22 protein-coding genes, 1 other RNA gene and 1 pseudogene are annotated in these 24,329 nt (G+C 72.8%); 10 read left to right on the forward strand and 14 right to left on the reverse strand.

Going from position 1 to position 24,329, the window contains the following annotated elements; genetic code table 11:
* Positions 1 to 6: 6 nt before the first annotated feature.
* On the reverse strand, positions 7 to 1,041 hold the full coding sequence (locus tag ACZ7J0_RS06225) for a small ribosomal subunit Rsm22 family protein (RefSeq protein WP_470884524.1): 1,035 nt from the start codon (positions 1,039 to 1,041) through the stop codon (positions 7 to 9).
* A 176-nt stretch (positions 1,042 to 1,217) separates the two neighbouring features.
* On the opposite strand from ACZ7J0_RS06225, the gene ACZ7J0_RS06230 reads away from it, so the two are divergent.
* Positions 1,218 to 2,498 (forward strand): hypothetical protein, encoded by a 1,281-nt coding sequence (locus ACZ7J0_RS06230; RefSeq protein WP_470885152.1) that lies wholly within the window; start codon positions 1,218 to 1,220, stop codon positions 2,496 to 2,498.
* A gap of 46 nt (positions 2,499 to 2,544) precedes the next feature.
* Here ACZ7J0_RS06230 and ACZ7J0_RS06235 read toward each other — a convergent pair whose 3' ends face one another.
* Both ACZ7J0_RS06235 and ACZ7J0_RS06240 read right to left on the reverse strand, forming a co-directional pair.
* The gene (locus ACZ7J0_RS06235) at positions 2,545 to 3,909 is read right to left on the reverse strand and encodes a Bcr/CflA family multidrug efflux MFS transporter (protein ID WP_470884526.1); all 1,365 of its coding nucleotides are present in this window, start codon (positions 3,907 to 3,909) and stop codon (positions 2,545 to 2,547) included.
* A 98-nt stretch (positions 3,910 to 4,007) separates the two neighbouring features.
* Positions 4,008 to 5,639, reverse strand: coding sequence for an alkaline phosphatase D family protein (locus ACZ7J0_RS06240; RefSeq protein WP_470884528.1), 1,632 nt, complete (start codon positions 5,637 to 5,639; stop codon positions 4,008 to 4,010).
* 143 nt (positions 5,640 to 5,782) lie between these two features.
* Here ACZ7J0_RS06240 and ACZ7J0_RS06245 point away from each other — a divergent pair, with 143 nt between their 5' ends.
* From ACZ7J0_RS06245 to ACZ7J0_RS06255, 3 genes are all read left to right on the forward strand, one after another.
* On the forward strand, positions 5,783 to 6,535 hold the full coding sequence (locus ACZ7J0_RS06245) for an SDR family oxidoreductase (protein WP_470885154.1): 753 nt from the start codon (positions 5,783 to 5,785) through the stop codon (positions 6,533 to 6,535).
* Between the two features lie 110 nt (positions 6,536 to 6,645).
* Positions 6,646 to 7,530, forward strand: coding sequence for a PhzF family phenazine biosynthesis protein (locus ACZ7J0_RS06250; protein WP_470884530.1), 885 nt, complete (start codon positions 6,646 to 6,648; stop codon positions 7,528 to 7,530).
* A 65-nt stretch (positions 7,531 to 7,595) separates the two neighbouring features.
* Entirely contained in the window at positions 7,596 to 7,928 is a 333-nt protein-coding gene (locus tag ACZ7J0_RS06255; RefSeq protein WP_470884532.1) for a MazG-like family protein, read from the forward strand.
* Positions 7,929 to 8,189: 261 nt separating this feature from the next.
* Here the strand turns inward: ACZ7J0_RS06255 and ACZ7J0_RS06260 are convergent, their stop codons facing one another.
* A complete protein-coding gene (locus tag ACZ7J0_RS06260; RefSeq protein WP_470884533.1) occupies positions 8,190 to 8,885 on the reverse strand; it encodes a carboxymuconolactone decarboxylase family protein in 696 nt (231 codons plus the stop codon).
* 74 nt (positions 8,886 to 8,959) lie between these two features.
* Here ACZ7J0_RS06260 and ACZ7J0_RS06265 point away from each other — a divergent pair, with 74 nt between their 5' ends.
* Entirely contained in the window at positions 8,960 to 9,598 is a 639-nt protein-coding gene (locus tag ACZ7J0_RS06265) for a TetR/AcrR family transcriptional regulator (protein ID WP_470884535.1), read from the forward strand.
* 132 nt (positions 9,599 to 9,730) lie between these two features.
* Here the strand turns inward: ACZ7J0_RS06265 and rnpB are convergent.
* Positions 9,731 to 10,139, reverse strand: an RNA gene (gene rnpB / locus ACZ7J0_RS06270) — RNase P RNA component class A.
* An 86-nt stretch (positions 10,140 to 10,225) separates the two neighbouring features.
* Here rnpB and ACZ7J0_RS06275 point away from each other — a divergent pair.
* Positions 10,226 to 10,991: pseudogene (locus tag ACZ7J0_RS06275) on the forward strand (MerR family transcriptional regulator).
* Positions 10,988 to 11,821 (forward strand): hypothetical protein, encoded by an 834-nt coding sequence (locus tag ACZ7J0_RS06280; RefSeq protein WP_470884537.1) that lies wholly within the window; start codon positions 10,988 to 10,990, stop codon positions 11,819 to 11,821. The pseudogene ACZ7J0_RS06275 and the gene ACZ7J0_RS06280 overlap by 4 nt, the downstream one beginning before the upstream one ends.
* Here ACZ7J0_RS06280 and ACZ7J0_RS06285 read toward each other — a convergent pair.
* A complete protein-coding gene (locus tag ACZ7J0_RS06285; protein WP_470884539.1) occupies positions 11,772 to 13,214 on the reverse strand; it encodes an RNB domain-containing ribonuclease in 1,443 nt (480 codons plus the stop codon). The two genes, ACZ7J0_RS06280 and ACZ7J0_RS06285, sit on opposite strands and share 50 nt — an antisense overlap.
* A gap of 91 nt (positions 13,215 to 13,305) precedes the next feature.
* Between ACZ7J0_RS06285 and yaaA the strand changes: the two genes are divergently transcribed.
* A complete protein-coding gene (gene yaaA / locus ACZ7J0_RS06290) occupies positions 13,306 to 14,088 on the forward strand; it encodes a peroxide stress protein YaaA (protein ID WP_470884541.1) in 783 nt (260 codons plus the stop codon).
* A gap of 70 nt (positions 14,089 to 14,158) precedes the next feature.
* Entirely contained in the window at positions 14,159 to 14,782 is a 624-nt protein-coding gene (locus ACZ7J0_RS06295) for a bifunctional 4-hydroxy-2-oxoglutarate aldolase/2-dehydro-3-deoxy-phosphogluconate aldolase (protein ID WP_470884543.1), read from the forward strand.
* On the opposite strand, the gene ACZ7J0_RS06300 is transcribed toward ACZ7J0_RS06295, so the two are convergent.
* The 5 genes from ACZ7J0_RS06300 to ACZ7J0_RS06320 form a co-directional block, all read right to left on the reverse strand.
* On the reverse strand, positions 14,775 to 15,599 hold the full coding sequence (locus ACZ7J0_RS06300) for a GNAT family N-acetyltransferase (protein ID WP_470884545.1): 825 nt from the start codon (positions 15,597 to 15,599) through the stop codon (positions 14,775 to 14,777). The genes ACZ7J0_RS06295 and ACZ7J0_RS06300 overlap by 8 nt on opposite strands.
* Positions 15,600 to 15,676: 77 nt before the next feature.
* Positions 15,677 to 17,014 carry a bifunctional RNase H/acid phosphatase gene (locus ACZ7J0_RS06305; protein WP_470884547.1) on the reverse strand — a complete coding sequence of 446 codons (1,338 nt, stop codon included), beginning with the start codon at positions 17,012 to 17,014 and terminating at the stop codon, positions 15,677 to 15,679.
* Positions 17,014 to 17,757, reverse strand: coding sequence for a zinc ribbon domain-containing protein (locus ACZ7J0_RS06310; RefSeq protein WP_470885156.1), 744 nt, complete (start codon positions 17,755 to 17,757; stop codon positions 17,014 to 17,016). The genes ACZ7J0_RS06305 and ACZ7J0_RS06310 overlap by 1 nt, the downstream gene beginning before the upstream one ends.
* The gene (locus ACZ7J0_RS06315) at positions 17,754 to 18,584 is read right to left on the reverse strand and encodes a Nif3-like dinuclear metal center hexameric protein (protein ID WP_470884549.1); all 831 of its coding nucleotides are present in this window, start codon (positions 18,582 to 18,584) and stop codon (positions 17,754 to 17,756) included. Before ACZ7J0_RS06315 ends, ACZ7J0_RS06310 begins: the two co-directional genes overlap by 4 nt.
* 136 nt (positions 18,585 to 18,720) lie before the next feature.
* Positions 18,721 to 19,767, reverse strand: a complete 1,047-nt coding sequence (locus ACZ7J0_RS06320) for an ABC transporter substrate-binding protein (RefSeq protein WP_470884551.1) — start codon at positions 19,765 to 19,767, stop codon at positions 18,721 to 18,723.
* A 185-nt stretch (positions 19,768 to 19,952) separates the two neighbouring features.
* On the opposite strand from ACZ7J0_RS06320, the gene ACZ7J0_RS06325 reads away from it, so the two are divergent.
* Complete coding sequence (locus ACZ7J0_RS06325) at positions 19,953 to 21,068, forward strand: hypothetical protein (RefSeq protein ID WP_470884553.1); 1,116 nt, start codon at positions 19,953 to 19,955, stop codon at positions 21,066 to 21,068.
* Positions 21,069 to 21,309: 241 nt separating this feature from the next.
* Here ACZ7J0_RS06325 and ACZ7J0_RS06330 read toward each other — a convergent pair whose 3' ends face one another.
* From ACZ7J0_RS06330 to ACZ7J0_RS06340, 3 genes are read right to left on the reverse strand one after another with little or no spacing between them, the layout of a single operon-like run.
* Entirely contained in the window at positions 21,310 to 22,251 is a 942-nt protein-coding gene (locus ACZ7J0_RS06330; protein ID WP_470884555.1) for a 3-oxoacyl-ACP reductase, read from the reverse strand.
* A gap of 54 nt (positions 22,252 to 22,305) precedes the next feature.
* Positions 22,306 to 23,382: a Zn-dependent alcohol dehydrogenase gene (locus ACZ7J0_RS06335; protein WP_470884557.1), complete on the reverse strand. Its 1,077-nt coding sequence runs from the start codon at positions 23,380 to 23,382 to the stop codon at positions 22,306 to 22,308.
* Positions 23,383 to 23,395: 13 nt separating this feature from the next.
* Entirely contained in the window at positions 23,396 to 24,268 is an 873-nt protein-coding gene (locus ACZ7J0_RS06340; RefSeq protein ID WP_470884559.1) for a MaoC/PaaZ C-terminal domain-containing protein, read from the reverse strand.
* Positions 24,269 to 24,329 lie beyond the last annotated feature (61 nt).

Raw genomic sequence — 24,329 nt, forward strand, 5'->3', positions numbered from 1 at the left:
TGAGCGTCAGGGCTGGGGAGGCCAGGGGTCTCCCCAGTCCGCGTCACGAGCCTCCTTGTACATCGGGCCGTGCCGCTTGGTGACCGTGTCGCGGCGCAGCCCCTCGTCCCGGGTGCACAGCTCGATCAGCACCTGGCCCTTGCGGATCTGAGGCTTGCGGGTGATGCGGGCGAGGGTGGGGGCGACGGGGAAGCGGGTGGCCGCGACGTAGCTGAACTTCTCGTCCTCGTACGGCAGGGAGCCGCCCTTGACCTGGCGGTGCAGCGAGGAGCGGCTGACGCGCGCGGCGAAGTGGCACCAGTCGGTGCCCGGTTCGATCGGGCAGGCGGCGTCGTGCGGGCAGGGGGCGGCGACGGTCATTCCGGCCGCGATCAGGCGGTCGCGGGCGTCGATGATCCGCTGGTAGCCGTCGGGGGTTCCGGGCTCGACGATCACCACGGCCCGCGCGGCGCGGGCCGCCTCCACGACGACGGCGGCCCGGTCCTCCTCGGTGAGCTCCTTGAGGACGTACGACACCGTCACGAGATCGGTGCTCTCCATCCGGAGCGACGCACTGATACGAGAGCGCTGCCAGACGACGTCCGCGAGGCCGGGAATCCCGGACGCGCGGGCCAGCTCCTGTCCGAGCGCCAGCGCCGGCTCCGCCCAGTCGAGGACGGTCGTCCGCGGACAGCCGCCCTCCTCACCGGCGTCACCGTCACCGCCACCGGGCTCACCGGGCCACGCCTCGGCGACCGCCCAGCTCGCCGCGCCCGTGCCGCCGCCGATGTCCGTGTGCGTCGCCGGGACCCAGTCCGGGGCCGCGTCCCGCAGCGCGCCGAGGGCCGCCCGAACCGCCTCGAAGGTCGCCGGCATCCGGTACGCGGCGTACGCGGCGACATCGGAGCGGTCACGCAGTACCGGGGCGTCGGTCGGGGTGGTCCCCCGGTAGTTGGCGATCAGTCGCTCGACGGCCTGCGCGGCCTGCTTCGGCGGCAGCCCGTCGAGCAGTCCGGCCAGAGCGGCACGCAGGGCGTCGGCGGCGGAAAGGGAGGCGTTCACCGGCCCATCCTAGGCGGGGCGGGCAGTTGCTACGCTGACGGCCGTTGTCGGGGAGGCAGTGCTCATCGGGGGGACCAGAGTTGCGCATCAAGCGGACCGGCTTCGCATGGAGCGGCTTCTGGGGCCTGGTCTTCGGGGGCGCGCTGGGAACCACCCGGAGAGAGCGCGTCGTACGCATGTCCCTGGTCGCCGGGGTGGGCGTCCTCGTGATGATCTTCCTTCTCGCCATGTGCGGGGGCGGGGCCGACGGCAAGGACGCCAAGGCCAAGAAGCCGGTGAAGAAGACCGGACCCGCCACCCAGCTCGCCGTCCCGGACGCGTACGACACCGGCCGGGGCTGGGAGATCCCGAACGCCTCCCCCGAGTACGCCCTGGCCCCCGCCGGTGAGCTCCTCGGCTATCTGGAGCGCGTCGACAGCACCCAGTACCGGCTGCGCACCATCGACGCCGCGACCGGCAAGCCCGGCTGGTCGGGCAAGCCGTGGCGGCCGCTGTCCGACCCGGGTGCCTTTCCCCGGCTGCTCTCGGTCACCAAGGGGGACCGCGAGTACTTCGTGACCTGGTCGTACGGGAAGGCCCACTCGGACACGCCCTCCAGCACGTTCATCTCGCTCGACCTGTACGCGGCGGAGGACGGCGCCCGGCAGCGGGTCGAGGTGCCCTGGACCGACGCGCCCACCGTGACCGGCACCGGCCCCGCCGTGCTGATCACCGACGGCCGGGCCAGGAGCGCGGTCATCGACCCGGAGACGGGCGAGGTGACCGGCGTCCAGCCGGCCGGCCTGGGCTACCCGGCCAACTGCCCCAACTGCCGCCGCCTCACCGAGGTGCACGGGCTGACGGCGAAGGGCCTGCTGGTCGGCGGCTACAGGGAGTTCTGGGTGCGCGGCGGCTGGTTCAGCCGCACGCGGCCGCCCGGCGGCGCGGACGCCGCGTCGGGGGTGCCGACGTCGGTGACGCCGGGCCGGGTCCTCGCCCGCTGGCAGGAGAAGAAGGGCGCCAAGCAGGCGGCGACGCACGACATCTGGGCGGTGCACGACACGGCGACCGGTGCCCCGATCGTTCAGGTCGAGTGCCACAAGCCGGCGATAGAGCCCGGCGACTACCCCCAGGCCGTGGTCTCCCCCGACGACCGCTATCTGATCGCCGGTAACCTCGCCTTCGACCTGGAGAGCAAGAAGGGCCACTGCTTCGAGGAGGCCGACGGAACCCACCGGCCCAGCCTCGCGACGGTCACCGAGGACGGCGTGGTGTACGGGGCCGCGGGTGCCCGCGGCGCCTCGGACGCGCTCGCGGGCAACGGTTCGCCCGTCGAGGTGGACCTGTCCACGGGCGACCTGGAGCCGCTCGACCCGAACGTCCGGCTGCCGAGCGCGGACATCGCGGGCGTCGGGATCTTCCGCTGGACCGACTCGAAGGACCGGACGCATCTGATCGGCTACGTCCGCGAGGAGTGAGGGGCCGGGCCTGGGCACCCGGGGCGACATGGGCCCCGGTACGGGCTCAGTCGGCCGCCGGGCGCTGCCACGGCCGGCAGAGCCCGAGGAAGCACGCCACCGCGCCCGCCGCACAGACCAGCTGGACCACGGCCATCGGCACCGCCGTCGCCTCACCCGCGATCCCCACGAGCGGCGAGGCCACCGCGCCGATCAGGAACGAGGACGTGCCGAGCAGCGCGGACGCCGAGCCCGCCGCGTGCGGGGTGCGCATCAGCGCCTGGGCGTTGGTGTTCGGCAGGGTCAGGCCCATCGCGGACATCAGCACGAACAGCCCGGCGGAGACCCCCACCAGGCCGGGCTCGCCGAAGACACCGGTGGTCATCAGCAGGAGCGCCACGGCCGCCAGGGTGATCAGGCCGAGGCCGAGGCCGAGGGTCTTGTCGAGGCTGACCCGGCCCACCAGCAGCTTGCCGTTGATCTGTCCGGCCACCACCAGGCCGATCGAGTTGAGGCCGAAGAGCAGGCTGAAGGTCTGCGGCGACGCTCCGTAGATCTCCTGCACGACGAACGGCGAGGCCGAGATGTACGCGAAGAGCACGGCGAAGGACAGTCCGCCCGCCAGCGTGTAGCCGGCGAAGACCCGGTCGGCGAGCAGTCCGCGCATGGTGCGCAGCGCCTCGCCCACACCGCCGCTGTGCCTTCTTTCCGGCGGAAGCGTCTCCCCCAGCCACCTGGCCACGACGGCGGTGAGCAGGACCCCGATCACGGTCAGGACGTAGAAGACGCCGCGCCAGTCGGTGAGCCGCAGGATCTGGCCGCCGATGAGCGGCGCGACGACCGGTGCGACGCCCGAGATCAGCATGAGCGTGGAGAAGAAGCGGGCCATCTCGACGCCGTCGTACAGATCGCGGACCATCGCGCGGGCGATCACGATGCCGGCGGCGCCTGCCAGGCCCTGCAGGAGCCGGAAGGCGATGAGCAGTTCCGCGCTGGGCGCCAGCGCGCAGACGGCGGTCGCCGCGACGTACACGATCATCCCGATGAGCAGCGGCCGGCGCCGGCCCCATTTGTCGCTCATGGGACCGACGACGAGTTGGCCGAGGGCCATGCCCATCAGGCAGGCGGTGAGGGTGAGCTGGACGGTCGCGGCGGGAGCGCCCAGCACCTGGGTGACCTCCGGCAGAGCCGGCAGGTACATGTCCATGGAGAGGGGCGGCAGCGCGGTGAGCCCGCCGAGGACGAGGGTGACGACGAGGCCGGCGCGCCGGGCGGCCTCCGGTGCCGAGGCGGGTGCCGGCCCGGGAGCGGGCGCCGGTGCCAACCCGGGAGCGGGCGCGGACCGAGGATTCGGTACGGCCCCGGGAGGGGGTACGGATGCCGGGTCGGCGTCGGATATGTGTCCTTGAGTGCCCTGGCCGCTCTCCGGCATCGACTGCTCCGTTTCGTTGAATTCCTTCCCATGTTCTCAGCTCGCGCCGCGTGGTCGAGACCCTTCTCGGGCGGCGTCCGCGCGGCTCGACCGGGCCACTAGGCGGGGGTGAGGCCGGGGTTGCCCGCCTCCGTCACGAACGACGCGGCCGTGGTGACCGGTGCTCCCGGCGTGGTCACCGCGGACACCGTCCGGAAGTCGGCCCGCGCCTGCGACTGGGAGAGCGTGACCTTCAGATAGCCGCGCCGCCCGTCGTAGAACTTCAGATGCGGGTTGGCCCGGGTGAGGTTGGTCCAGTTCGAGGGGCGTTCGGCGCCGTCCCTGCCGCTGCTGACGGAGGTCGCGACCAGCTCGGTGCCGACCGTGCGGGACGCCGGGTCGTTGAAGTCCTTCTTCACGTCGAAGGCGTATCCGACGTGCACGTCCCCGGTGAGGACGACGAGGTTGTCGACACCGGCGGCCTCCGCACCCGCGAGGACCCGGGCGCGGGAGGCGGGGTAGCCGTCCCAGGCGTCCATGGAGTACTTGAAGTCGGCGGTCGGGACATTGCGCCGCTGGGAGAAGGTGACCTGCTGCGGTACGACGTTCCACAGCGCGGCGGAGGTCTTCCACCCGTCCAGCAGCCACCGCTCCTGCGCCGCTCCTGTCATGGTGCGCGCCGGGTCCTCGGACGCGGGGCCGGGGGTCTGCCAGCCGTCCCCGTACGCCTGGTTGGAGCGGTACTGGCGGGTGTCCAGGATGTCGAACTGTGCGAGCTGCCCGAAGTGGAGCCGCCGGTAGAGCCGCATGTCGGGCCCGACGGGCTGCTGGGGCAGCCGCAGCGGCTGGTTCTCCCAGTAGGCGCGGTAGGCGGCGGCCCGGCGCAGCAGGAACTGCTCCGTCGGTACGCCGTTCTCGGGGATCCCGCCCGCGTAGTTGTTCTCGGTCTCGTGGTCGTCCCAGGTGACGACGAAGGCGTGGGCGGCGTGCGCGGCCTGGAGGTCGGGGTCGGACTTGTAGAGGGAGTAGCGCAGCCGGTAGTCAGCCAGGGTCATCGTCTCGCGGTTGAAGACGGCCGGCAGGGTCCGGTCGGTGTAGGCGCGGGCGCCGCCGACGCCGTCGACCGCGTACTCGTAGAGGTAGTCGCCGAGATGGAAGACGGCGTCGATGTCCTCGCCGGCGAGGTGGCGGTACGGCGTGAAGTACCCGTCGTGATAGGCCTGGCAGGAGACGGCGGCAAAGCGCAGCTGCGCGTTCTGGGCGTCGGCGGCCGGGGCCGTGCGGGTGCGGCCGACCGGGCTGATCCAGTCGCCGACGCGGAACCGGTAGTAGTGGACGCGATCCGCGGCCAGCCCGGGAACGTCGACATGGACGCTGTGGTGGAACTCGGGGTGCGCGGTGGTGGCGCCGCTCTTCACGAGGCTGGTGAAGCCCTCGTCGAGGGCGACCTCCCAGTCGACGGTGACGCGCTGCGCGGGCAGGCCACTGGCGGGCTCGTACGGACGCGGGGCGAGCCGGGTCCACAGCAGGATCGCGTCGGGCAGCGGGTCGCCGGACGCCACGCCCAGGGTGAACGGGTTCTCGGTGATCTTCCGCGCGTTGAGTTCGGCGGCGCTCGCGGCGCCCGTGGCCGGCAGCTCGACCGCGAAGGCGAGTGCCGCCGCGGCGCCGCCGAGGCTGAGGAACCTGCGGCGGTCCACCTGCCGTGCTGCGGCACGGAACGTTCGGGCGTGCTGATCTGCGGATGCCATATGGCCCTCCCCGGACGGTGGTTGTCCCCTGGCATTGGAGTGGTGGGGGACGACGGTTCGTTGTCGCGTACAGAACATCCGCGTGTCGGACGGATGAGTTCCCTGTGCACGCGTCTCACGTACGCTGCGGCCCCATGAATGCCATGGACGCTGAGCAGAAGATCGCGGTGGTGACGGGAGCGGGCTCGGGTATCGGCCGCAGCGTGGCGCTGGCCCTCTCCGAGGCGGGCTGGTCACTGGCGCTGGCGGGCCGCCGTGCCGAGGCGCTCGAGGAGACCGCGGACGCGGCGGCCGGGGAGGCCGTGTGCGTACCGACGGACGTCACGTCCCCCGACCAGGTGGCCGGGCTCTTCGCCACGACCGTGGAGCGGTGGGGCCGCGTGGACCTGCTCTTCAACAACGCCGGAACCTTCGGGCCGGGCGGTGTGCCGTTCGAGGACCTCACGTACGAGGCCTGGCGCGCGGTGGTGGACGTCAATCTGACGGGATCGTTCCTGTGCGCGCAGGCGGCGTTCCGCGCGATGAAGGCGCAGTCCCCGCAGGGCGGCCGGATCATCAACAACGGCTCCATCTCGGCGCATGTCCCGCGCCCGCACTCGGCTCCGTACACCTCGACGAAGCACGCGCTGACGGGCCTGACCAAGTCGCTGTCGCTGGACGGGCGTCCGTACCGGATCGCCTGCGGCCAGATCGACATCGGCAACGCGGCGACGCAGATGACGCAGGCCATGCAGCGCGGCGTCCCGCAGGCGAACGGTGAGCTGGCCGTGGAGCCGGTGATGGACGCGGCGGACGTCGCCCGGACGGTCGTCCACATGGCGGCCCTGCCTCTGGAGGCGAACGTCCAGTTCGCGACGGTCATGGCGACGAACATGCCGTACATCGGCCGCGGCTGACCCGGACGCGCCCGGCGATACTCCGGGCGTGGGTACGGCGTGGCCCGTACGGCGGAGCGGCCCGCCCCGCCGTACGGGAACAAGCACGCCCCCCGCGCCGTTCACGCAGCATGACGACGCCCTCCCCCGCTCCCGAAGTCCTGCGCTACACCGCCTTCTCCTCCGATCCGGGCGGCGGCAATCCCGCGGGCATCGTGCTCGACGCCGCCGGGCTCGGCGAGGACGAGATGCTCGCGATCGCGGCCGAGGTCGGCTACAGCGAGACGGCGTTCCTGACCGCCCCTCCGGAGGGGCTCGCCGAGGACGCCACGGAGGGGCGGGCGTTCACCGTCCGCTACTTCAGCCCCAAGGCCGAGGTCCCCTTCTGCGGACACGCCACCGTCGCCACCGCCGTCGCCCTCGGCGAACGCGTCGGTCCGGGCGGGCTGGTCTTCGCGACGCCGGTCGGGACCGTGCCGGTGGCCGTGACCGAGGAGGGCGGGTCGCTGCGGGCGACGCTGACCAGCGTGGAGCCGCACGTCGAGGACGTCCTGGCCGACGACCTCACCGAGGCCCTCGCCGCGCTCGACTGGCCGGCCGGCGACCTCGATCCGGAACTGCCGCCCCGGATCGCCTTCGGCGGGGCACGCCATCTGGTGCTCGCCGCGTCGACCCGCGAGCGGCTGGCGGACCTCGACTACGACTTCGCCCGCCTCGAAGCCCTCATGCACCGCCTGGACCTGACGACGGTTCAGCTGGCCTGGCGCGCGTCGGAGGACGTCTTCCACGTCCGAGACCCCTTCCCGGTGGGCGGCGTCGTGGAGGACCCGGCGACCGGCGCGGCGGCGGCCGCGTTCGGCGCGTACCTGCGTGAACTCGGTCTCGTGCCCGAGACGTCCGTCCTCACCCTCCACCAGGGCGAGGACATGGGCCGCCCCGGCGTCCTGACGGTGGAGCTGCGCGCCGGGGACCGGCGGGTCAGGGTCGGGGGGACGGGGGCCCGCATCCCGGCGTGACGCCCGGCCGGGAACCTGAGCCGTCCGTGGCGCGTCGGCCACCGGCCGGTGGCAGGCTCCCGGCCATGGACACCACCTGGGAGACCGTCACCCGGCTCCACACCTGGCTCGAGGCGAACAACCCGTCCTCCCCCGGGCAGACGACGCTGCTGAGGGTCCTGAAACTGTCGGAGGAGGTGGGCGAGGTCGCGGAGGCGATCATCGGCGCGACGGGCCAGAACCCGCGCAAGGGCACCAGCCACACCTGGCAGGACGTGGAGTCGGAGCTCTGCGACGTGATCATCACGGCGATGGTGGCGCTCCGCCATCTGACGCCGGACGCGGCACGGGTCTTCGAGGGCCACCTGGCCCGGATCGCCGAGCGCTCGGCGCCGACGGAGCGCGGGACCGGGAGCTGAGGTTTCCGGATCATGACTGTGCCCCCAGGTCGGAGACTTGGGGGCAGACGAGTCGGGCTGTACGCCGGGGAGAGTTACCTCATCGCTATGGCGGCGTGAAAGCGCAATAGAACGCTCGCGGCCTGCCGCGCCGCGGTGGCGTCGCCGGCTCGCCCAACGATGCCCTGGATTGCGTCCGCGGCCTGCACCATGACGGACCGGCCCTGTGGTCCGCGTCGCGTGCGCGATGCAGGCGACGGGCGGTCAGGCGTCCTCGGCCGTCTACTTTCCCTGCAGTTCCTCCCGGTCGGCCAGCAGCGCGTCGAGGACGTGCAGGGCGCGCCAGGTCCGGGTCATCCCGAACGTTGCGGTGGCGCGGACGGCGGCGCGGACCTCGTCGGGCGTCGCCCCTGAGCCCAGCGCGCGGCCGACGTGGGCACGGAAGCTCTCCTGGAGGGTCTGGTAGAGGACGTCCACCGTCATTGTGGCGAACGCCCGCTCGCGGACGCTGATCCGGGACATGCTGGCGCGCATCCGCGACTGCAGGTCCATGTAGTCCGCGAAGCCCGGGTCGAGGGCACGCACCTCGGCGCGCATCGCCGTGGGGATGGGGCTGCCCGTGCCGTCCGCGTTCACCTGATGGCCCTGGCCTGTCGGCCCGGGCAGGCCGTACTTGCGCTCGACCTCGGCCAGCCGCTCCAAGGCGGCCAGCGCCGCCGGGTAGCCGCTGTCATAGGAGATGAAACGGAGCAGCTCGCGCAGGTCATCGGCGTCGAGGCCGCTGTCCAGGGCGGCCCGCACGTGCAGTTCGAACGGCATCCCAAGGACCTGTTCGCAGACGTCGGCAACGAGGCTGAGCAGAGTGAGCTCACGCGGCGTCAGCTGCCCTCCTGGCTCGGCAAGTTGGAAACTTGCGGCGGCCATTTCCGCGAACACCGGGTCGAGATCCTTGACCGTGATCTGGGTCGGCAGCGTCATGGTGACTCTCCTTGAGTGAGCGCCTGTAGGGCTACGACTGTAGCCCTACAGGCAGTCCATTACAATGGCTGATCATGGATGCGACCACTCCGGCCCCAAAGACCGCCCGCACTGCGCCGCGCGGCCGAAACCCTCGCGGCCAGGGCGAGCGGCTGCGCGCCGAGATCGTCGACGCGGCGCTGCGGCTGCTGGACGAACTCGCCGACGACCAGGCGCTGTCGCTGCGGGCGGTCGCCCGCGAGGTGGGCATCGCCGCGACCTCCGTCTACATCCACTTCGCCGACCGCGACGCGCTGGTGCTGGCCGCGCTGGAGCACTGCCATGCGGACCTGTTGCGCGCGGTGGACAACGCGGAGTCGGGCGCCGCCGACCCGGTGGCCGCACTGCGCGCCCGAACGGCGCTGCTCGGAGCGTGGTCCCGCGAGCACCCGGGGCTGTACAAGGTGCTGCACGAGAGCACGCTCAACCGGCGCACGGACATGTCCTTCAAGGAGGAGATGGCCAAGCGCACGACCGCGGCGATCCGCCGCTGCATGGACGCCGGGCTGGCGACGCGCGACGACGCGGAGACCGTCTCCCTGGACCTGCGCACGGCCGTCCACGGCGCGGTCTCGCTGCGCGTCAACCAGCCCGAACTGACCTGGCCACCGCTGGAGGAACAGGTGGACCGGTTCCTGGTGAAACTGGTTGGCGTTCCGCCTGCGGAAGGGTGACGGCGGGTGTGACGTGCGGCGAAATGGCTCGGTGCCGCGGCAGCCGCCCCCGGAAGGCCGGGCTCCGCGCTCCGGACCCGGCGCAGGACTTGATCGCGTCCTGAGCGTGCCGCTGGCGTACGGCAGGAGCGGCAGACGAGTCGGGCTGTACGCCGGGTTCTGTCCCCCGGGACCTCGCGGTCGTCGGGGCGACGGCCATCCATCTAGGACCGGCGTTGCCGCCGGCCTCGTGCGGTCTACCCGCGGACTCGGGCGGGCAGCCCTCGAACGTCCGCGCAGGGCCGCCTCGCGGCGGCCCCTCTTGACCTTGCTCCAGGTGGGGTTTACCTAGCCGCCTGAGTCACCTCAGGCGCTGGTGGTCTCTTACACCACCGTTTCACCCTTACCGAGGTCCGTACGGATACGGTCCCCGGCGGTCTGTTTTCTGTGGCACTGTCCCGCGGGTCACCCCGGGTGGGCGTTACCCACCACCCTGCCCTGTGGAGCCCGGACGTTCCTCGGGGAGATCCGGGGATCCCCACGCGGCCGCCCGCCCGGCTCGTCTGCCGTGTCGACCATGGTACCCGCCCCAGGACCGTGGACCGGCCCGCTTGACCTTGTCGCGACGTCAGGGTTTGTACTGGGCTCATGCGTATCGGAGAGATCGCCGCCCTGGTCGGGGTGACCACCCGGGCCGTCCGGCACTACCACCACCTCGGGCTGCTGCCGGAGCCCGTCCGCAGGGCCAACGGCTACCGCGACTACACGGTCCGCGACGCCGTGCTGCTGGCCCGGATCCGACGGTTGACCGAGCTGGGGCTGGGGCTGGACGAGGTGCGGGACGTCCTCGCCGACGACGCCGGGCGCGAACTCGTCGACGTACTGGAGGAGCTGGACGCCGACCTCGGGGAGCAGGAGGCCCTGATCAGGGAGCGGCGGGAGCGGCTCGCCGTCCTGCTCGGCCAGGCCCGCGAGGGCCGGCTGCCCGCCGAGGGGCCCGTGTCGCCCCAGCTCGCGGCGGTGTTCGCGGACCTGCCCCCGCTTCCGGCGTCGCCGATGGCCGCCAAGGACCGCGAGCTGCTGTCCCTGCTGGACACGGCGGCCCCGGCCGGGGAGCGGGAGCGGCTGATGGGTGCGATGCGGCGGATGACCGAGGACCCGGTGGCCGTGGAGCGGGCGCATGACGTGTACGCGCGGCTCGACGCCGGACGCGGCCGTCGACGATCCGCGGGTGGCCGAGGCCGCCGAGGCGCTGGCGGCCTGTCTGCCCGACGAGCTGGTCGCGGAGCTCGGCGACGGCGATCCGGCGCCGCACGAGGGGCCGTTCGCCGACGCGTTCTTCGCGGACTTCGCCCCGGCCCAGGCCCGGGCCGTACGCGAGGCGCTGCGCCTGGTCGTGGAGCGTGCCCGGTGACCCGGGTGATACGGGTCCTGCGGGCCGTCGCCTACGCCGTACTCCCGGCCGAAGGGGTCCTCGCGGTCTGCCTGGTGGCAGGCGTGCGGCTGCCGTGGGCGGTGTGGGCGGGGGCCGAGGCGGTCTTGGCCCTGCTGTTCGCCGTCGAGGCGCTCGCCTTCGTCCGGCTGCGCAGGCGGACGGGCACCCGGGAGGCGGTCGCGGAACTGGTTCCCGAGCCGGTGCTGAGGCTCGTCGGGCATGAGCTGCGGCTGATGTACAGCGTCGTCCTGTGGGCGGGGCGGCGGCGCAGCGGGGTCGGCCCGGACGACCGCGCCTTCGGGCACGCCCGCGACCAGGCCGCGCTGCTCCTCGGCTTCGCGTTCGTCTGTGTCGTCGAGACGGTGGGCATGTCGTACCTTCTCGGCGACTGGCCCGTGGTGCACGCGATCGTGCTCGTGCTCGACGTCTACACCGTCCTCTTCGTCGTCGGGCTGCACGCCGCCTCGGTGACCCGCCCCCATGTGCTGACGGCGGACGCGCTGCGGCTGCGGCAGGCCGCCCATGTCGATCTGCGCATACCGCTGCACCGGATCGCCTCCGTACGGCACGAGCTGCTGTTCTCGCACGAGAAGCGGGAGGGCGTGCTCGATCTGAAGGTCGCCGCGCAGACCTCGCTCACCCTGGAGCTGTCCGGTCCCGTCACCGCTGTCGGCCTGCTCGGGCGCCGCCACGAGGTCCACACGGTCCGCTGCCACGCCGACGACGCGCGCGCCCTCGTCCGGGCTCTGGCCGAGGCCCTCAGGCAGGCGCGAACAGCGCCTTCGCCGAGCCCGGCTCCGCCTGCGTGAGCCGTACGCGCAGCCGCTCGCCCAGCGGCAGCGGCGCCGCGCCACCCTCGATCCGGGCGACGACCGCGGGGTCCTCGAGGTGCACGGTCCCGACGGCCCGGTCGCGCTCCTTCACATCGATGACGTAGGCGTCGAAGACCTCGCCGATCCGGTCCTTGAGCAGGGCCGCCTCGACGATGTCGACGCATTCGCGTTCGACGGTGTTGGCGCGGCGGGAGCCCTCGGCCATCTCGCGGGGCAACGCGTCGAGCGACGAGCGGACCCATTCGGGCGGCTCCTCGCCGGCGACGGCCGCGACGCACAGTTCTCCCGCGTACCGGTCGACGAGGCGGCGCAGCGGCGCGGTGCAGTGGGCGTACTCGTCGGCGACGGCGGCGTGGATCGCGGGCGAGGGGACCTGCCCGTCGGTGAAGACGGTGTAGCCGGCGCCGCGCAGCAGGGTGGTGCACTCCTGGAGGAACGCGGCGTGACGGGTGTTGGCCGGGTCGAGCGAGCGCACCACGTCGGCGTACGAGACGTGGTGCGGCCAGTCGATGTCGAGGGCCTTCGCCGAGCGGCGCAGCCGGGCCACCGCGCCGTCGGGGGCGGTGGGCAGGGTGCGCAGGATGCCGGTGCCCGCGGCGGTCATCAGGTCGGCGGCGGCCATGCCGGTGAGCAGGGAGATCTGGGCGTTCCAGCCGTCGGCGGGGCGCGGGGCCCGGTATTCGAGGGTGTACGTGTGGTCGTGCTCGACGATCTCCTGTTCGGGGACGTTGAGGGAGATCCCGCCGCGCTCCACCTCGAGCGCCTCCCTGAGCTGCCCGATGGTCTTCAGCAGGGCGAGGGGTTCCTCGGCGGTGCCGGCGTCGATCTGTGCCTGGGCGCCGGCGTAGTCGAGCCGGGCGCGACTGCGGACGAGGGCCCGGTGCACGTCGGTGGCGACGCGGCGGCCCTCGGCGTCGAGGTCGATGCGCCACAGCAGGGCGGGCACGATCTGGTCGGGCAGCAGGCTGGCGGCGCCCTCGGACAGCTGGGTGGGGTGGAGCGGGACCTTCGCGTCGGGGAGGTACAGGGTCAGGGCGCGGCGGTGGGCTTCGGTGTCCACGGCGCCGCCGGGGGTGACGAAGGCGGCGACATCGGCGATGGCGTAGTGGACGCGGTAGCCGCCCTCGGCTCGGCGCGCCAGGAACATGGCCTGGTCGAGGTCGACGGAGCCCGGCGGGTCGATGGTGAAGAAGGGGAGGTCGGTGGCGTCGTGCCCCGGCAGTCTCGGGGACCCGACGGCCTCCTCCGCCTCGGCGAGCACGTCCGGGGGGAAGGCGTCGGGGATGGCCAGCTCGGTTCGCAGAGCGCGCAGGGCGGCCCGCAGCGGAGCCTCGGCTGCGCCGGTCACATGGATGTGGCGGCGGGGCATGGACCGAGCGTAGAAGGTGGGGAGGGCCTCGGCACTTTGTAGGCTGGCGCGGGGGCCGCACCCCCTCTCGTACCGATGAAGGAGAACCACCGTGCTGGTGCTGTTGCCGCCCTCCGAAGGAAAGGCCGCCTCGGGGCGCGGTGCTCCGCTCACGCCCGGGGCCCTGTCGCTGCCGGGGCTCGCCGGTGCGCGGGCCGCGGTCCTGGAGGAGCTGGTCGAGCTGTGCGCCGCGGACGAGGAGAAGGCGCGTGAGGTGCTCGGGCTGAGCGAGGGACTGCGCGGCGAGGTCGCGAAGAACGCCGAGCTGCGCACGGCGGGGGCGCGGCCCGCCGGGGAGATCTACACGGGTGTGCTGTACGACGCGCTGAGCCTGGCGACCCTGAACGGGGCGGCACGGGAGCGGGCGCACGCCTCGCTGCTGGTGTTCTCCGGGCTGTGGGGCGCGGTGCGGGTGGACGACCGGATTCCGTCGTACCGCTGCTCGATGGGGGTGAAGCTGCCCGGGCTCGGCGCGCTGGGGGCCCACTGGCGGACGGCGATGGCCTCGGTGCTGCCCGAGGCGGCCGGGGAGGGTCTCGTACTGGACCTGCGGTCGTCGGCGTACGCGGCGGCGTGGAAGCCGAAGGGGGAGGTCGCGGAGCGCACGGCGACGGTGCGGGTGCTGCACGCTCCGACCCGGAAGGTGGTCAGCCACTTCAACAAGGCGACCAAGGGGCGGATCGTGCGGAGCCTGCTGGAGGCCGGTGCGGCGCCGGCCGGCCCGGGGGAGCTGGTGGAGGTGCTGCGCGCGCTCGGGTACACGGTGGAGGCGGAGGTTCCGGCGAAGGCCGGGAAGGCGTGGCAGCTGGACGTACTGGTGGACCAGATCCACTGACCCATTCGGGAGCGTTGCAGCATGCGCAACGCTCGTTGCGAGGAGTGTTACGCCCGGGCAGGATGGGCGCATGACCTCCGCGCCGTCCGTCCTCGACCTCGCCCCCGTCGTCCCCGTCGTCGTGATCGAGGACGCCTCCGACGCCGTGCCGCTCGCCCGCGCCCTGGTCGCCGGGGGTCTGCCCGCGATCGAGGTGACCCTGCGCACCCCCGCCGCGCTCGACGCCATCCGGGCCATCGCCGACCGGGTTCCGGACGCCGTGGTCGGCGCGGGCACGGTCATCTCGCCCCGGGCCGTCACCGACGCGGTCGGCTCCGGGGCACGCTTCCTGGTGAGCCCCGGCTGGACGGACACGTTGCTGGACGCGATGAGGGCCTCGGGCGTGTCCTTCCTGCCGGGGGTGTCGACGACCTCGGAGGTCGTGGCGCTGCTGGAACGCGGGGTGCGCGAGATGAAGTTCTTCCCGGCGCAGGCCGCGGGCGGCCCGGCCTTTCTGAAGTCCCTGGCGGGACCGCTCCCCCAGGCCCGCTTCTGCCCGACCGGCGGGATCTCGCTCGCGTCGGCGCCGTCGTACCTCGGCCTGCCGAACGTCGGCTGCGTCGGCGGTACGTGGATGCTTCCGGCCGACGCGCTCGCGGCACGCGACTGGGACCGCGTCGAGTCGCTGGCGCGCGAGGCGGCCGCCCTCAGGTGAGTTGGAGCGCCAGGTGGTCCACGACGGGGCGATAGCCGAGGCGCTGGTACAGGGCGTTGCTCGTCGGGTTGGCGAGGTCGGTGAAGAGCAGCACCCGCGCGGCTCCGGCGTCGAGGGCCGCCCGGGTCACGGCGGCGGTCACCGCGCCGGCGTATCCCCTGCCGCGCAGCTCGAACGGCGTGTACACGGGCGACACCCGGGCCTGGCCCGCGACCGGCGCCGAGACGCTCGCCATCGACACGGGCCGGCCGGCGCGGGCCTCCCAGAGGTGCAGCCGGCGGCCTGCGATCCGGGCCTCGATGGTGGGCCGGTAGTCCACGTCGGCCGTCTCGCCGATGTCGAGGGCGAAGGAACGCATCCAGGCGACGGCCAGCGGCACGTCCTCGGCGCCGGCGAGTCGCGCCCGGCCCTCGGGCGCGCGAGCGGGCGGCGTGAGCTCCCCCAGCTCGAACAGCCGCATGTGACGCGTGGCGGCCCAGCGGCCCGGGAGCTCACCGGCGAAGGCGCGGACGGTCTCCGTCTCGCCCCGTACGCCGGTGGTGTCCGGCAGCACGCGGGCGAGTGCGCGCGCGGCCACGAGGGTCATCGTCCCCAGCGCCGGCGCATGGGGCGGGGTGACCACGAAGGCACCGGTGACCCGGCCGTCCGGCTCTGTCCACCAGCCGTAGCGGGCCCGGGAAGCGGGCGTTTCGCGGACGGACTCGCGGGCGGACTCGCTGACGGTGAGCAGCACGGTGTTGCGTGCGGCCTCGGCGGTGAGATGGGGGTCGGCGGCGACTCTGAAGGCTTCGACGTCCTCGGTGAGGTGCCAGGTCATGGAGGCGATGGTGCTATGCGGAACAGCGCGCGGTCACGGGGTTTTCCGGTGACCGCGCGCGTCTGTCAGCCTGGTGCTCAGCGCAGGTGCGAGGTGTCGTTGAGCAGCCGCACGGAGGCGTTGCCGTCCGCGTAGTACGCGACCGCGGAGAGCGAGGCGGCCGAGAGTTCCATCCGGAACAGCGACTCCGGCGGGGCGCCGAGCGCCAGCCGGATCAGGGTCTTGACCGGCGTGACATGGGTGACCAGCAGGACGGTACGGCCCGCGTGACTCGCCGTCAGTTTGTCCCGGGTCGCCGCGACCCGCCGGGCGACCGTCGCGAAGCTCTCGCCGCCGCCGGTGGGAGCCGCCTTCGGGGAGGCGAGCCAGGCGTTGAGGTCGTCCGCGTACCGCTCCCGCACCTCGGCGAAGGTCAGGCCCTCCCACGCGCCGAAGTCCGTCTCGCGCAGGCCGTCCTCGATGCGGACGTCGAGCCCGAGGCGGGCGGCGACCGTCTCGGCGGTCTGCCGGCAGCGCCGCAGGGGCGAGCTGATGATCTCCTGGATGGTGCCGCGCGCGGCGAGGGCGGCCGCGACGGCGTCCGCCTGGCGCTGCCCGGCGGCGGAGAGCTCGGGGTCGGAGCCCCCACTGCCGGAGAACCGCTTCTCGGGCGTGAGGGCGGTCTCGCCGTGCCGCAGCAGGACGAAGGTCGCGGGCGTCCCGAGATCGGGCCCCCATCCGGTCGTCCCGGGAACGGCGGCGTGCGCGGGGGTGGTCGCGCGGGTGGCCTGCTGGCCGATCCCGGTGGGTGCGGCGCTCGGGGCCGGAGCGGTGGCACCGGCCACGCCGGACACCGAGGCGCCGGTGGCCGTGCTCGCGCCCGCCGGAACCCCGGCCAGGGCCGCCCGGGCCCTCGCCGCGCCGGCCGCCGCGTCGCCGGGAGGTCCCGACGGCGGGGGCGCCGCCGCGTTGCGCGCCGCGGACGTGTCGAGGGCGGCCATGGACGCCGACGGCTCCCACTGCTTGCCGCGCTTGCCCGCGTCCATCGCCTCGTTGGCGAGCCGGTCCGCGTGCTTGTTCTTCTCGCGCGGGATCCACTCGTAGGTGACCTGCGACGGCGGCAGGATCCGCGCCGCCTCCGCCGCGAGCGGCTTCATGTCCGGGTGCTTGATCTTCCAGCGGCCCGACATCTGCTCGACGACGAGCTTGGAGTCCATCCTGACCCGCACGCTGGCGTCGGCCGCCAGCTCCTTCGCCGCCTTCAGGCCCGCGATGAGGCCCTTGTACTCGGCGACGTTGTTGGTGGCGACGCCGATGTACGCGGCGGCCTCGGCGAGGGGCTCGCCGGTCACCGGGTCGAGCACGACCGCGCCGTAGCCGGCGGGCCCCGGGTTGCCCCGGGAGCCGCCGTCGGCCTCCACGATCAGCTCACGCATCAGATGCCGGACTCCGACGTACGGACCAGGATGCGACGGCAGTTCTCACAGCGCACGACGGTGTCCGGGGACGCGGCCTTGACCTCGTTGACCTCGGTGATGTTGAGCTCCAGCTGGCAGCCCTCGCAGCGGCGCTGGTAGAGCCGGGCCGCACCGACGCCGCCCTGCTGCTCGCGCAGCTTCTCGTACAGCTTCAGCAGGTCGGCCGGGATGGATCCGGCGACGATCTCGCGCTCCTTGCGGACGGTCTCGGCCTCGCGGTCCAGCTCGGCCTCGGCGGTGTCCCGGCGGTTCACTGCGTCGTCGGTCTTGGCCTGGACGGACTCGACGCGTCCGGTCAGTTCGGCGACCCGCTCCTGCGCGGACTCGCGGCGCTCCATGACCTCCAGGACCACGTCCTCCAGGTCGCCCTGGCGCTTGGCCAGCGAGACGATCTCGCGCTGGAGGCTCTCCAGGTCCTTGGGGGACGAGACGGCGCCGGAGTCGAGGCGCTGCTGGTCGCGGACGGCGCGCTGGCGCACCTGGTCGACGTCCTGCTCCGCCTTGATCTGCTCGCGGGCGCAGTCGCTCTCCTCGGTCTGCGCGGCGACAAGCAGGTCACGCAGCTGGGTGAGGTCCTTGTTCAGCGACTCGATCTCGGCGTGCTCGGGGAGCGACTTGCGCTTGTGGGCGAGCTGCGACAGTCGTACGTCCAGGGCCTGGACGTCGAGAAGTCGGATCTGGTCGGCGGGCGCGGCGTTCAGTTGGGGGCTCCAGAGGAAGTGTGGTGGGAGGACCAGGGGTCGGTGACCGTCTTCGAGACGTGGACCCGCAGGCCCCAGCCGTGGCGGTCGGAAATCTCGTCGAGCTGGGCGGCGGCCTGCTCGCACCAGGGCCACTCGGTGGCCCAGTGCGCGGCGTCGACCAGGCCGAGCGTGCCCGAGGGGGAGGCGTGCTGGGTGGCCTCGGACACCGGGTGGTGGCGCAGGTCGGCGGTCAGGAACGCGTCCACGCCCGCTGCCCGTACGGCGTCGAAGAGGCTGTCGCCGGAGCCGCCGCTGACGGCGACGCGGCGCACGACCGCGTCCGGGTCGCCCGCGAGGCGGACGCCCTGCGCGGTGGCGGGCAGTCGCTTCGCGGCGCGTTCCGCGAACTCCCGCAGGGTCTCCGGTGGATCGAGCTCGCAGATCCGGCCGAGGCCGTTCTCGGGCACGAGGGGGCCGACGACCCGCAGGTCGAGGGCGCCGGCGAGCGCGTCGGAGACGCCGGGGTCGGCGGTGTCCGCGTTGGTGTGGGCGACGTGGAGCGCGATGTCGTGCTTGATCAGGGTGTGCACGACCCGGCCCTTGAAGTGGGAGGCCGCGACCGTCGTCGTCCCGCGCAGATAGAGCGGGTGGTGGGTGACGATCAGCTGGGCACCGAGGCGGATCGCCTCGTCGGCGATCTCCTGGACCGGGTCGACGGCGAACAGGACGCGGGTGACCTCGGCGTCGGGGTCGCCGCAGACCGTGCCGACGGCGTCCCACTGCTCGGCCCGCTCGGGGGGCCAGAGGGCGTCGAGCTCGGCGATGACTTCAGACAGACGGGGCACGGAGGAAAGGCTACCTGGCGCGCCTGCGGGCCTGAACCGGAGCGCGGTCGGGCGGCCGCTGGAGCGGCAGGTGGGAGCCCCGGCGTCGCGTTCACGGCGGCGCCGGGGCCCGCACCTCGGATCGTCCGGCGTCCGGCTACTTCTTGACGAGGTCGGCCCGCAGGTCGTCGAGTACCTCGCCCGCGGCGGTGACGCCGAGGCCCAGGTACCAGGTCTCGTCGGGGACGTCCTTGGCCCGGCCGGCCTTGACGGCCTTCAGGTTCTTCCAGAGCGGGTTCGCCCGTGCGGTGTCGCGCTTGGTCGCCTTGGGGTCTCCGTAGACACCGGTGAAGATCCAGTCGGCGTCGGCCTGGTCGATCTTCTCCGGGCCGACCTCCACGGCGAGGTCGTTGATCTGCTGGTTCCTGGGCCGGGGCAGACCGACGTCCTCCAGGATGGTCCCGATGAAGGAGGCCCTGGCATAGAGGCGGATGCGGTCCGGGAGGTAGCGGACCATGGAGACGGTCGGCTTCTTCGGGCCGATGTCGGCGCCGAGCCGCTCGGCCTCCTTCTCGTACGCGGCGAGCTTCGCCCTGGCGTCGGCGGTCCTGTCCAGGGCCGCGGCGTTGAGGAGGTAGTTCTCCTTCCAGGTGAAGCCGGGGCGGATGGAGAAGACGGTCGGCGCGATCGTGGAGAGTTCCTTGTACTGGTCGGCCGCGCGCAGCCGGCTGCCGAGGATGAGGTCGGGCTCCAGGTTGGCGATCGCCTCGAGGTTGAGGTTGTTGATGGTGCCGACGCTCTTGGGGCTGCCGGCGTCCTTCTTCAGGTATCCGGGGATGCCGTCGTCGCCTTCGGCGGGGGCGTAGCCGACGGGCTTGACGCCGAGCGAGACGACGTTGTCGAGCTCACCGACGTCGAGGACGACGACGCGCTTGGGCGCGCTCTTGATCTCGGTGGTGCCGAGGGCGTGGGTGAGGGTGCGCGGGAACTGTCCGGGCTTGGCGTCCGTCCCCATCGCCGCCGTCTTCCTGGCCGCGTCGCCGAAGTCCTTGCCGCCGGTGGCCACGGACTTCTTGCCGCCGCCGTCGGCCTTCTCCCGTCCGCCGGTCCCCGACGAACCACTGTCCTGTCCTCCGCAGGCCGCGAGGGTGAGCGCGGTGGCGAGGGCTACGGCGGTGGTGGCACCGCGGCGGCGCAGGGACATGAGTCCTCCTGACGAGGGCGACTTAGGACTGCCTTACCTTACGCACCTCGCGCCACTCCAGCACAACCTCCCTCTCGGGCTCAGCCGAACCGGGACATGGCCACCCTTATGTGTGAAGTGGCAGGTCTCGCGTTGTTCGGCTGGAAGTGCGAAAACTAGCTTCGGTGGCCGGAGGTGACGAGTCGATGACAGCCTGTGCCATCGAGGCCGCCGCGGAGGACGACGCCGCGATGTGGCCCACGGGGTTCACGATCACCGCGGACGGCGCGTACGCCGCGCGGCTCGCGGGGGTCGGGGACGCCCTGTTTCCGGAGCGGTGGACGCTGGACGGCCCCGAGCCGTACGCGGTTCCCCTCCCGCTCGGGCAGCCGGAGGAGCCCGACGCGCAGGTGCTGCCGCTCGCCGACGGACGGGTACTGATCGGCCGGCGGGTGGCGGAGCGGTACTCCTTCTCGCTGCTGTACCCGACCGGTCCCGGTACGGGCGAACTGCCGCTCGGCGCGGTCGAGGCGACGGGCCTGACGCTGCTTCCGCCGTCCCCGGACGGCACGAGCGCGTTCGCCCTCGTCACCGGCGAGCACTCCACCACCATCTGGCTCGTGGCGGGCGGCGCGTTCGGCCCCGAACGGGTGGCCGAGGTCACGGGTCACTGCTCGGGCGGTGTGTGGCTGGACCGCACGGGGCGGATGCTGGCGCTGGACCGGCGGCTGGACGACGCGCCGGTGAAGGCGGTCGCGGTCGACCTGGAGCGGGCCGGCGAGGTCACACCGCTGCTGCAGATCACCGACGAGAGCAACGACCGGCTGCTGCTGGCCGATCCGGACAGCGGCCTGCTCCTGATCCGTTCCGACGCTCCGTCACCCGGGCACGAGCGGCTGGGCTGGGGTGTGCTCGGCAGCCAGCGGCCGGTGCGGTTCCCCGACTGTCTGCGCCTGCCGGACGCGGCGGTGGCACCGTTCGCCGTCCAGCCGGGTCAGGTACTGATGCCGGAGAACTGCGCGGTGGCGCTGCGGATCGACGGCGTCTCGGGGTCCTGGGTGGGGATGTGGCGACCCTCGGCCCGACGGCTGCACCACCTGGCCGCGCCGGAGGGCTGGATCGCGGGAGCGGGGCTGTGGACACCGGACGGGGTGCTGCGCCTGCCTTGTACGACCGGGGCCGTGCCGTGCGGAGTGGTCCGGCTGGACATGCCCCTGCCGGAACCGGAACCGCAGAAGCCGGTGGTGGTCGAAACGCCGGCGGCGCCCAAGCCCGTTCCCTTGCAGCAGGCGCCTCTGACCGGCCGTAAGTCGTCTCGTTAGACTCTCCGGTCGCACCAACATCACAATCGCTACGGGGTGACTTTCCAGATGTCTGAAAGCAGCAACGACACGAGCCGGACCGGGGGATCCGGTAAGCACCGAGGGGGCGCGTCGTCGCAGGACGACCAGTCGACCCAGCCCCACGGCCGGCACCGCCGCGACGGCGGGGAGTAGCCCCTTCGGGGCGGATCGTGAAGGGGGCCGGGCGGCAGTCGCCCGGCCCCCTTGGCTCACCCCGGGGCTACTCCTTCTTCAGGCCGAGGACCTCCGCCGCCGCGAACGTCTCCCCCGCCGGCCTGGACTCGTAGTAGGGGGACAGCGCCCCGTCCAGTTCCTCGTAGGAGAAGCACTCCTTCGACGTGTCGAACTGCGCCGCCACTCTGGGGCGTTCCACGATGGCCACCATCCCGCCGTGGACCACGAGGAGTTGGCCGTTGATCCGGGCCGCCGCCGGGGAGGCCAGATAGCCGACGAGCGGAGAGACATGTTCCGGGGCGAGCGGATCGAGCTCGCCCGCATCCGGTTCCTGGAAGCCCGCGAAGACGTCCTCCGTCATCCGGGTGCGGGCGCGCGGGCAGATGGCGTTCGCCGTGACGCCGTACTTGGCCAGGGCGAGCGCCGTGGAGGTGGTCAGGCCGACGATGCCGCCCTTGGCCGCCGCGTAGTTCGGCTGACCCGCCGAGCCTGCGAGGAAGGCCTCGGAGGACGTGTTGACGATCCGGCCGTAGACCGGGCCGTCCGTCGCCTTGGACCGCTCGCGCCAGTGCACCGACGCGAAATGGGTGGTGTTGAAGTGGCCCTTGAGGTGGACTCGGATCACCGAGTCCCACTCGTCCTCGCTCATCGAGAAGACCATCCGGTCCCGCAGGATGCCCGCGTTGTTGACCAGGATGTCCAGCTTTCCGTACGTCTCGACGGCCAGGTCGACCAGGGCGCGGGCCGCTTCGAAGTCCGCGACGTCGCCCAGGTGCGCCACCGCCCGGCCGCCCGCGTCGCGGATCTCGGCCGCGACCTCCTCGGCGGGCCCGGCGGAGGCCTCACCCGTGCCGTCGCGCCCGGGTCGGCCGTAGTCGTTGACGACGACGGCCGCGCCGAGCCGGGCCAGCTCCAGCGCCTCGGCCCGGCCGAGGCCGCGCCCCGCACCCGTGACGATCGCGCTCAGGCCCTCAAGAGGGAGTGACATCCGGGAAATCCCTTCAACAGTCTCGGTCCGGCTCGCGGCTCGGGGGGCCTGGGGTCAGATCTCGATGCAGGTGCGCAGCGCCACACCCGTACGCATCTGGTCCAGCGCCTCGTTGATCTCCGCCAGCGGGACGCGGTGGGTGATGAGCGATTCGAGGTCGATCCGTCCCGCCCGCCACAGCGCGATGGCGCGCTCGTAGGACCTGAGCACGTCCCCGCCGCCGTACATCGACGGCAGGATCTTCTTCTCGTCGAAGAACAGCTCGAACATGTTCACCTGGAAGTGGTCGTCCAGCGCGCCCGCCCCGACGACGCAGAGGGTGCCACCGCGCCGTGTCATCTCGTACGCCGTGCGGGCCGTGGCGGACCTGCCGACGACCTCGAAGACGTAGTCGAAGCCCTCACCGGCCGTGACCCGCTGCTTGGCGTCGGCCAGCTCACCGGGGTCGACGGCCTCGGTCGCGCCGAACCGCAGCGCCGCCTCCCGGCGCGAGGCGACCGGGTCCACGGCGACGATCTGCGCCGCTCCCTGGAGCCGGGCGCCCTGGATCGCGGAGATGCCGACGCCGCCGCAGCCGATGACGGCGACCGACGAACCAGCCTCCACTTTGGCCGTGTTGATCGCCGCGCCGAGGCCGGTGGTCACACCGCAGCCGATGAGTGCCGCGATGTCGAAGGGCACGTCGTCAGGGATCGGGACGGCGCAGCCGGCGTCGACGACGACCTCCTCGGCGAAGGTGCCGGTGCCGGCGAAGCCGAAGAGGTCGCCGCCGGAGCGCCGGAAGTTCGGGACGCCCGCGTTCATGAAGCCGGCCAGACACAGCTGGGTCTGGCCCCTCTTGCACGCGGGGCAGCTGCCGCAGGCGGGCAGCCAGCACAGCAGGACCCGGTCGCCCTGCGACAGGCCGGTCACGCCGTCGCCGACGTCGAGGATCTCGCCCGCACCCTCGTGGCCGGGGATGAAGGGGGCGGGCTGCGGCAGCACCCCGTTCATCGCGGAGATGTCCGAGTGGCACAGGCCGGTGGCCCGGACCCGGATCCTCACCTTGCCGGGGCCGAAGCCCACCGCCTCGACGTCGTCGAGGACCTCGAGCTTTTCCTGGCCGATCTCGTGCTGTACGGCTGCGCGCATGGTGCGGCTCCCTTCAGGAGATCTCAACGATGGTGTCGGCCAGCACCGGCGCGTCGTCCCTCTCGACGGCCGTCACGGATGCCTGGACGCGGCCTTCCTCCGACCACATCCGGATGCGGAGCGTCTCGCCCGGGTAGACGACTCCGGCGAAGCGGGTGCTGTACGAGCGGACCCGGGTGACGTCGCCGCCGAGAAGCGTGTCGACGACCGCCTTGAGCGTCATGCCGTACGAGCACAGGCCGTGCAGGATCGGCCGGTCGAATCCGGCGAGCTTGGCGAACTCGGGGTCCGCGTGCAGGGGGTTCCAGTCCCCCGACAGCCGGTAGAGCAGCGCCTGGTCCTCGCGGATGGGCCGCTCGACGATCCTGTCGGGCTCGCGGGCGGGGGGTTCGGTGCGGGCCGAGGGTCCGCGGTCGCCGCCCCAGCCGCCTTCGCCGCGCACGAAGATCTGGGCGTCGCTCGTCCACAGCGGGCCTTCGCCGTCGGACGCCTCGGAGCGCAGGACGAGGATCGCGGCCTTGCCCTTGTCGTAGACGGCGGCGACGCGCGAGGTGGTGACGGCCCGGCCCTCGGCGGGGAGGGGGCGGTGCACCCGCACCGTCTGGCCGCCGTGCAGGACGGCGGCCAGGTCGACCTCGATCCCGGGTGCGGACAGCCCGCCGACGACGCCCATTCCGGCGCCCGCGACGGTGGCGAAGCTGGGCAGGACGTGCAGCCGGGATTCCAGGGTGTAGCGCAGCTCGTCGGGGTCGGTGGCGGGGCTCTCCTTGTCCGGTGACGAGCCCGCCCCGAGGCCGAGGTGGTAGAGCTGGACGTCCTTGTGGTCCCAGGTGATCTCGGCGGATCGGGGTTCGGCGGCGACTGCCTTCGCGGCATCAATGGGCATCTGTCACAAGCTCCTTGACGGAGGGAAGACCTCGGTGCGGCCGTCCGCACCGTCGGCCGCA

The organism is Streptomyces sp. NPDC038280, assembly GCF_055600045.1.

Bases quoted from the DNA above. Each gene is read 5' to 3' on its own strand.
- ACZ7J0_RS06230 (WP_470885152.1), top strand. From the start codon at position 1,218: ATGTCCCTGGTCGCCGGGGTGGGCGTCCTCGTGATGATCTTCCTTCTC.
- ACZ7J0_RS06235 (WP_470884526.1), bottom strand. From the start codon at position 3,909: ATGCCGGAGAGCGGCCAGGGCACTCAAGGACACATATCCGACGCCGAC.
- ACZ7J0_RS06240 (WP_470884528.1), bottom strand. From the start codon at position 5,639: ATGGCATCCGCAGATCAGCACGCCCGAACGTTCCGTGCCGCAGCACGG.
- ACZ7J0_RS06245 (WP_470885154.1), top strand. From the start codon at position 5,783: ATGGACGCTGAGCAGAAGATCGCGGTGGTGACGGGAGCGGGCTCGGGT.
- ACZ7J0_RS06250 (WP_470884530.1), top strand. From the start codon at position 6,646: ATGACGACGCCCTCCCCCGCTCCCGAAGTCCTGCGCTACACCGCCTTC.
- ACZ7J0_RS06255 (WP_470884532.1), top strand. From the start codon at position 7,596: ATGGACACCACCTGGGAGACCGTCACCCGGCTCCACACCTGGCTCGAG.
- ACZ7J0_RS06260 (WP_470884533.1), bottom strand. From the start codon at position 8,885: ATGACGCTGCCGACCCAGATCACGGTCAAGGATCTCGACCCGGTGTTC.
- ACZ7J0_RS06265 (WP_470884535.1), top strand. From the start codon at position 8,960: ATGGATGCGACCACTCCGGCCCCAAAGACCGCCCGCACTGCGCCGCGC.
- ACZ7J0_RS06285 (WP_470884539.1), bottom strand. From the start codon at position 13,214: ATGCCCCGCCGCCACATCCATGTGACCGGCGCAGCCGAGGCTCCGCTG.
- ACZ7J0_RS06295 (WP_470884543.1), top strand. From the start codon at position 14,159: ATGACCTCCGCGCCGTCCGTCCTCGACCTCGCCCCCGTCGTCCCCGTC.
- ACZ7J0_RS06300 (WP_470884545.1), bottom strand. From the start codon at position 15,599: ATGACCTGGCACCTCACCGAGGACGTCGAAGCCTTCAGAGTCGCCGCC.
- ACZ7J0_RS06305 (WP_470884547.1), bottom strand. From the start codon at position 17,014: ATGCGTGAGCTGATCGTGGAGGCCGACGGCGGCTCCCGGGGCAACCCG.
- ACZ7J0_RS06320 (WP_470884551.1), bottom strand. From the start codon at position 19,767: ATGTCCCTGCGCCGCCGCGGTGCCACCACCGCCGTAGCCCTCGCCACC.
- ACZ7J0_RS06325 (WP_470884553.1), top strand. From the start codon at position 19,953: ATGACAGCCTGTGCCATCGAGGCCGCCGCGGAGGACGACGCCGCGATG.
- ACZ7J0_RS06330 (WP_470884555.1), bottom strand. From the start codon at position 22,251: ATGTCACTCCCTCTTGAGGGCCTGAGCGCGATCGTCACGGGTGCGGGG.
- ACZ7J0_RS06335 (WP_470884557.1), bottom strand. From the start codon at position 23,382: ATGCGCGCAGCCGTACAGCACGAGATCGGCCAGGAAAAGCTCGAGGTC.
- ACZ7J0_RS06340 (WP_470884559.1), bottom strand. From the start codon at position 24,268: ATGCCCATTGATGCCGCGAAGGCAGTCGCCGCCGAACCCCGATCCGCC.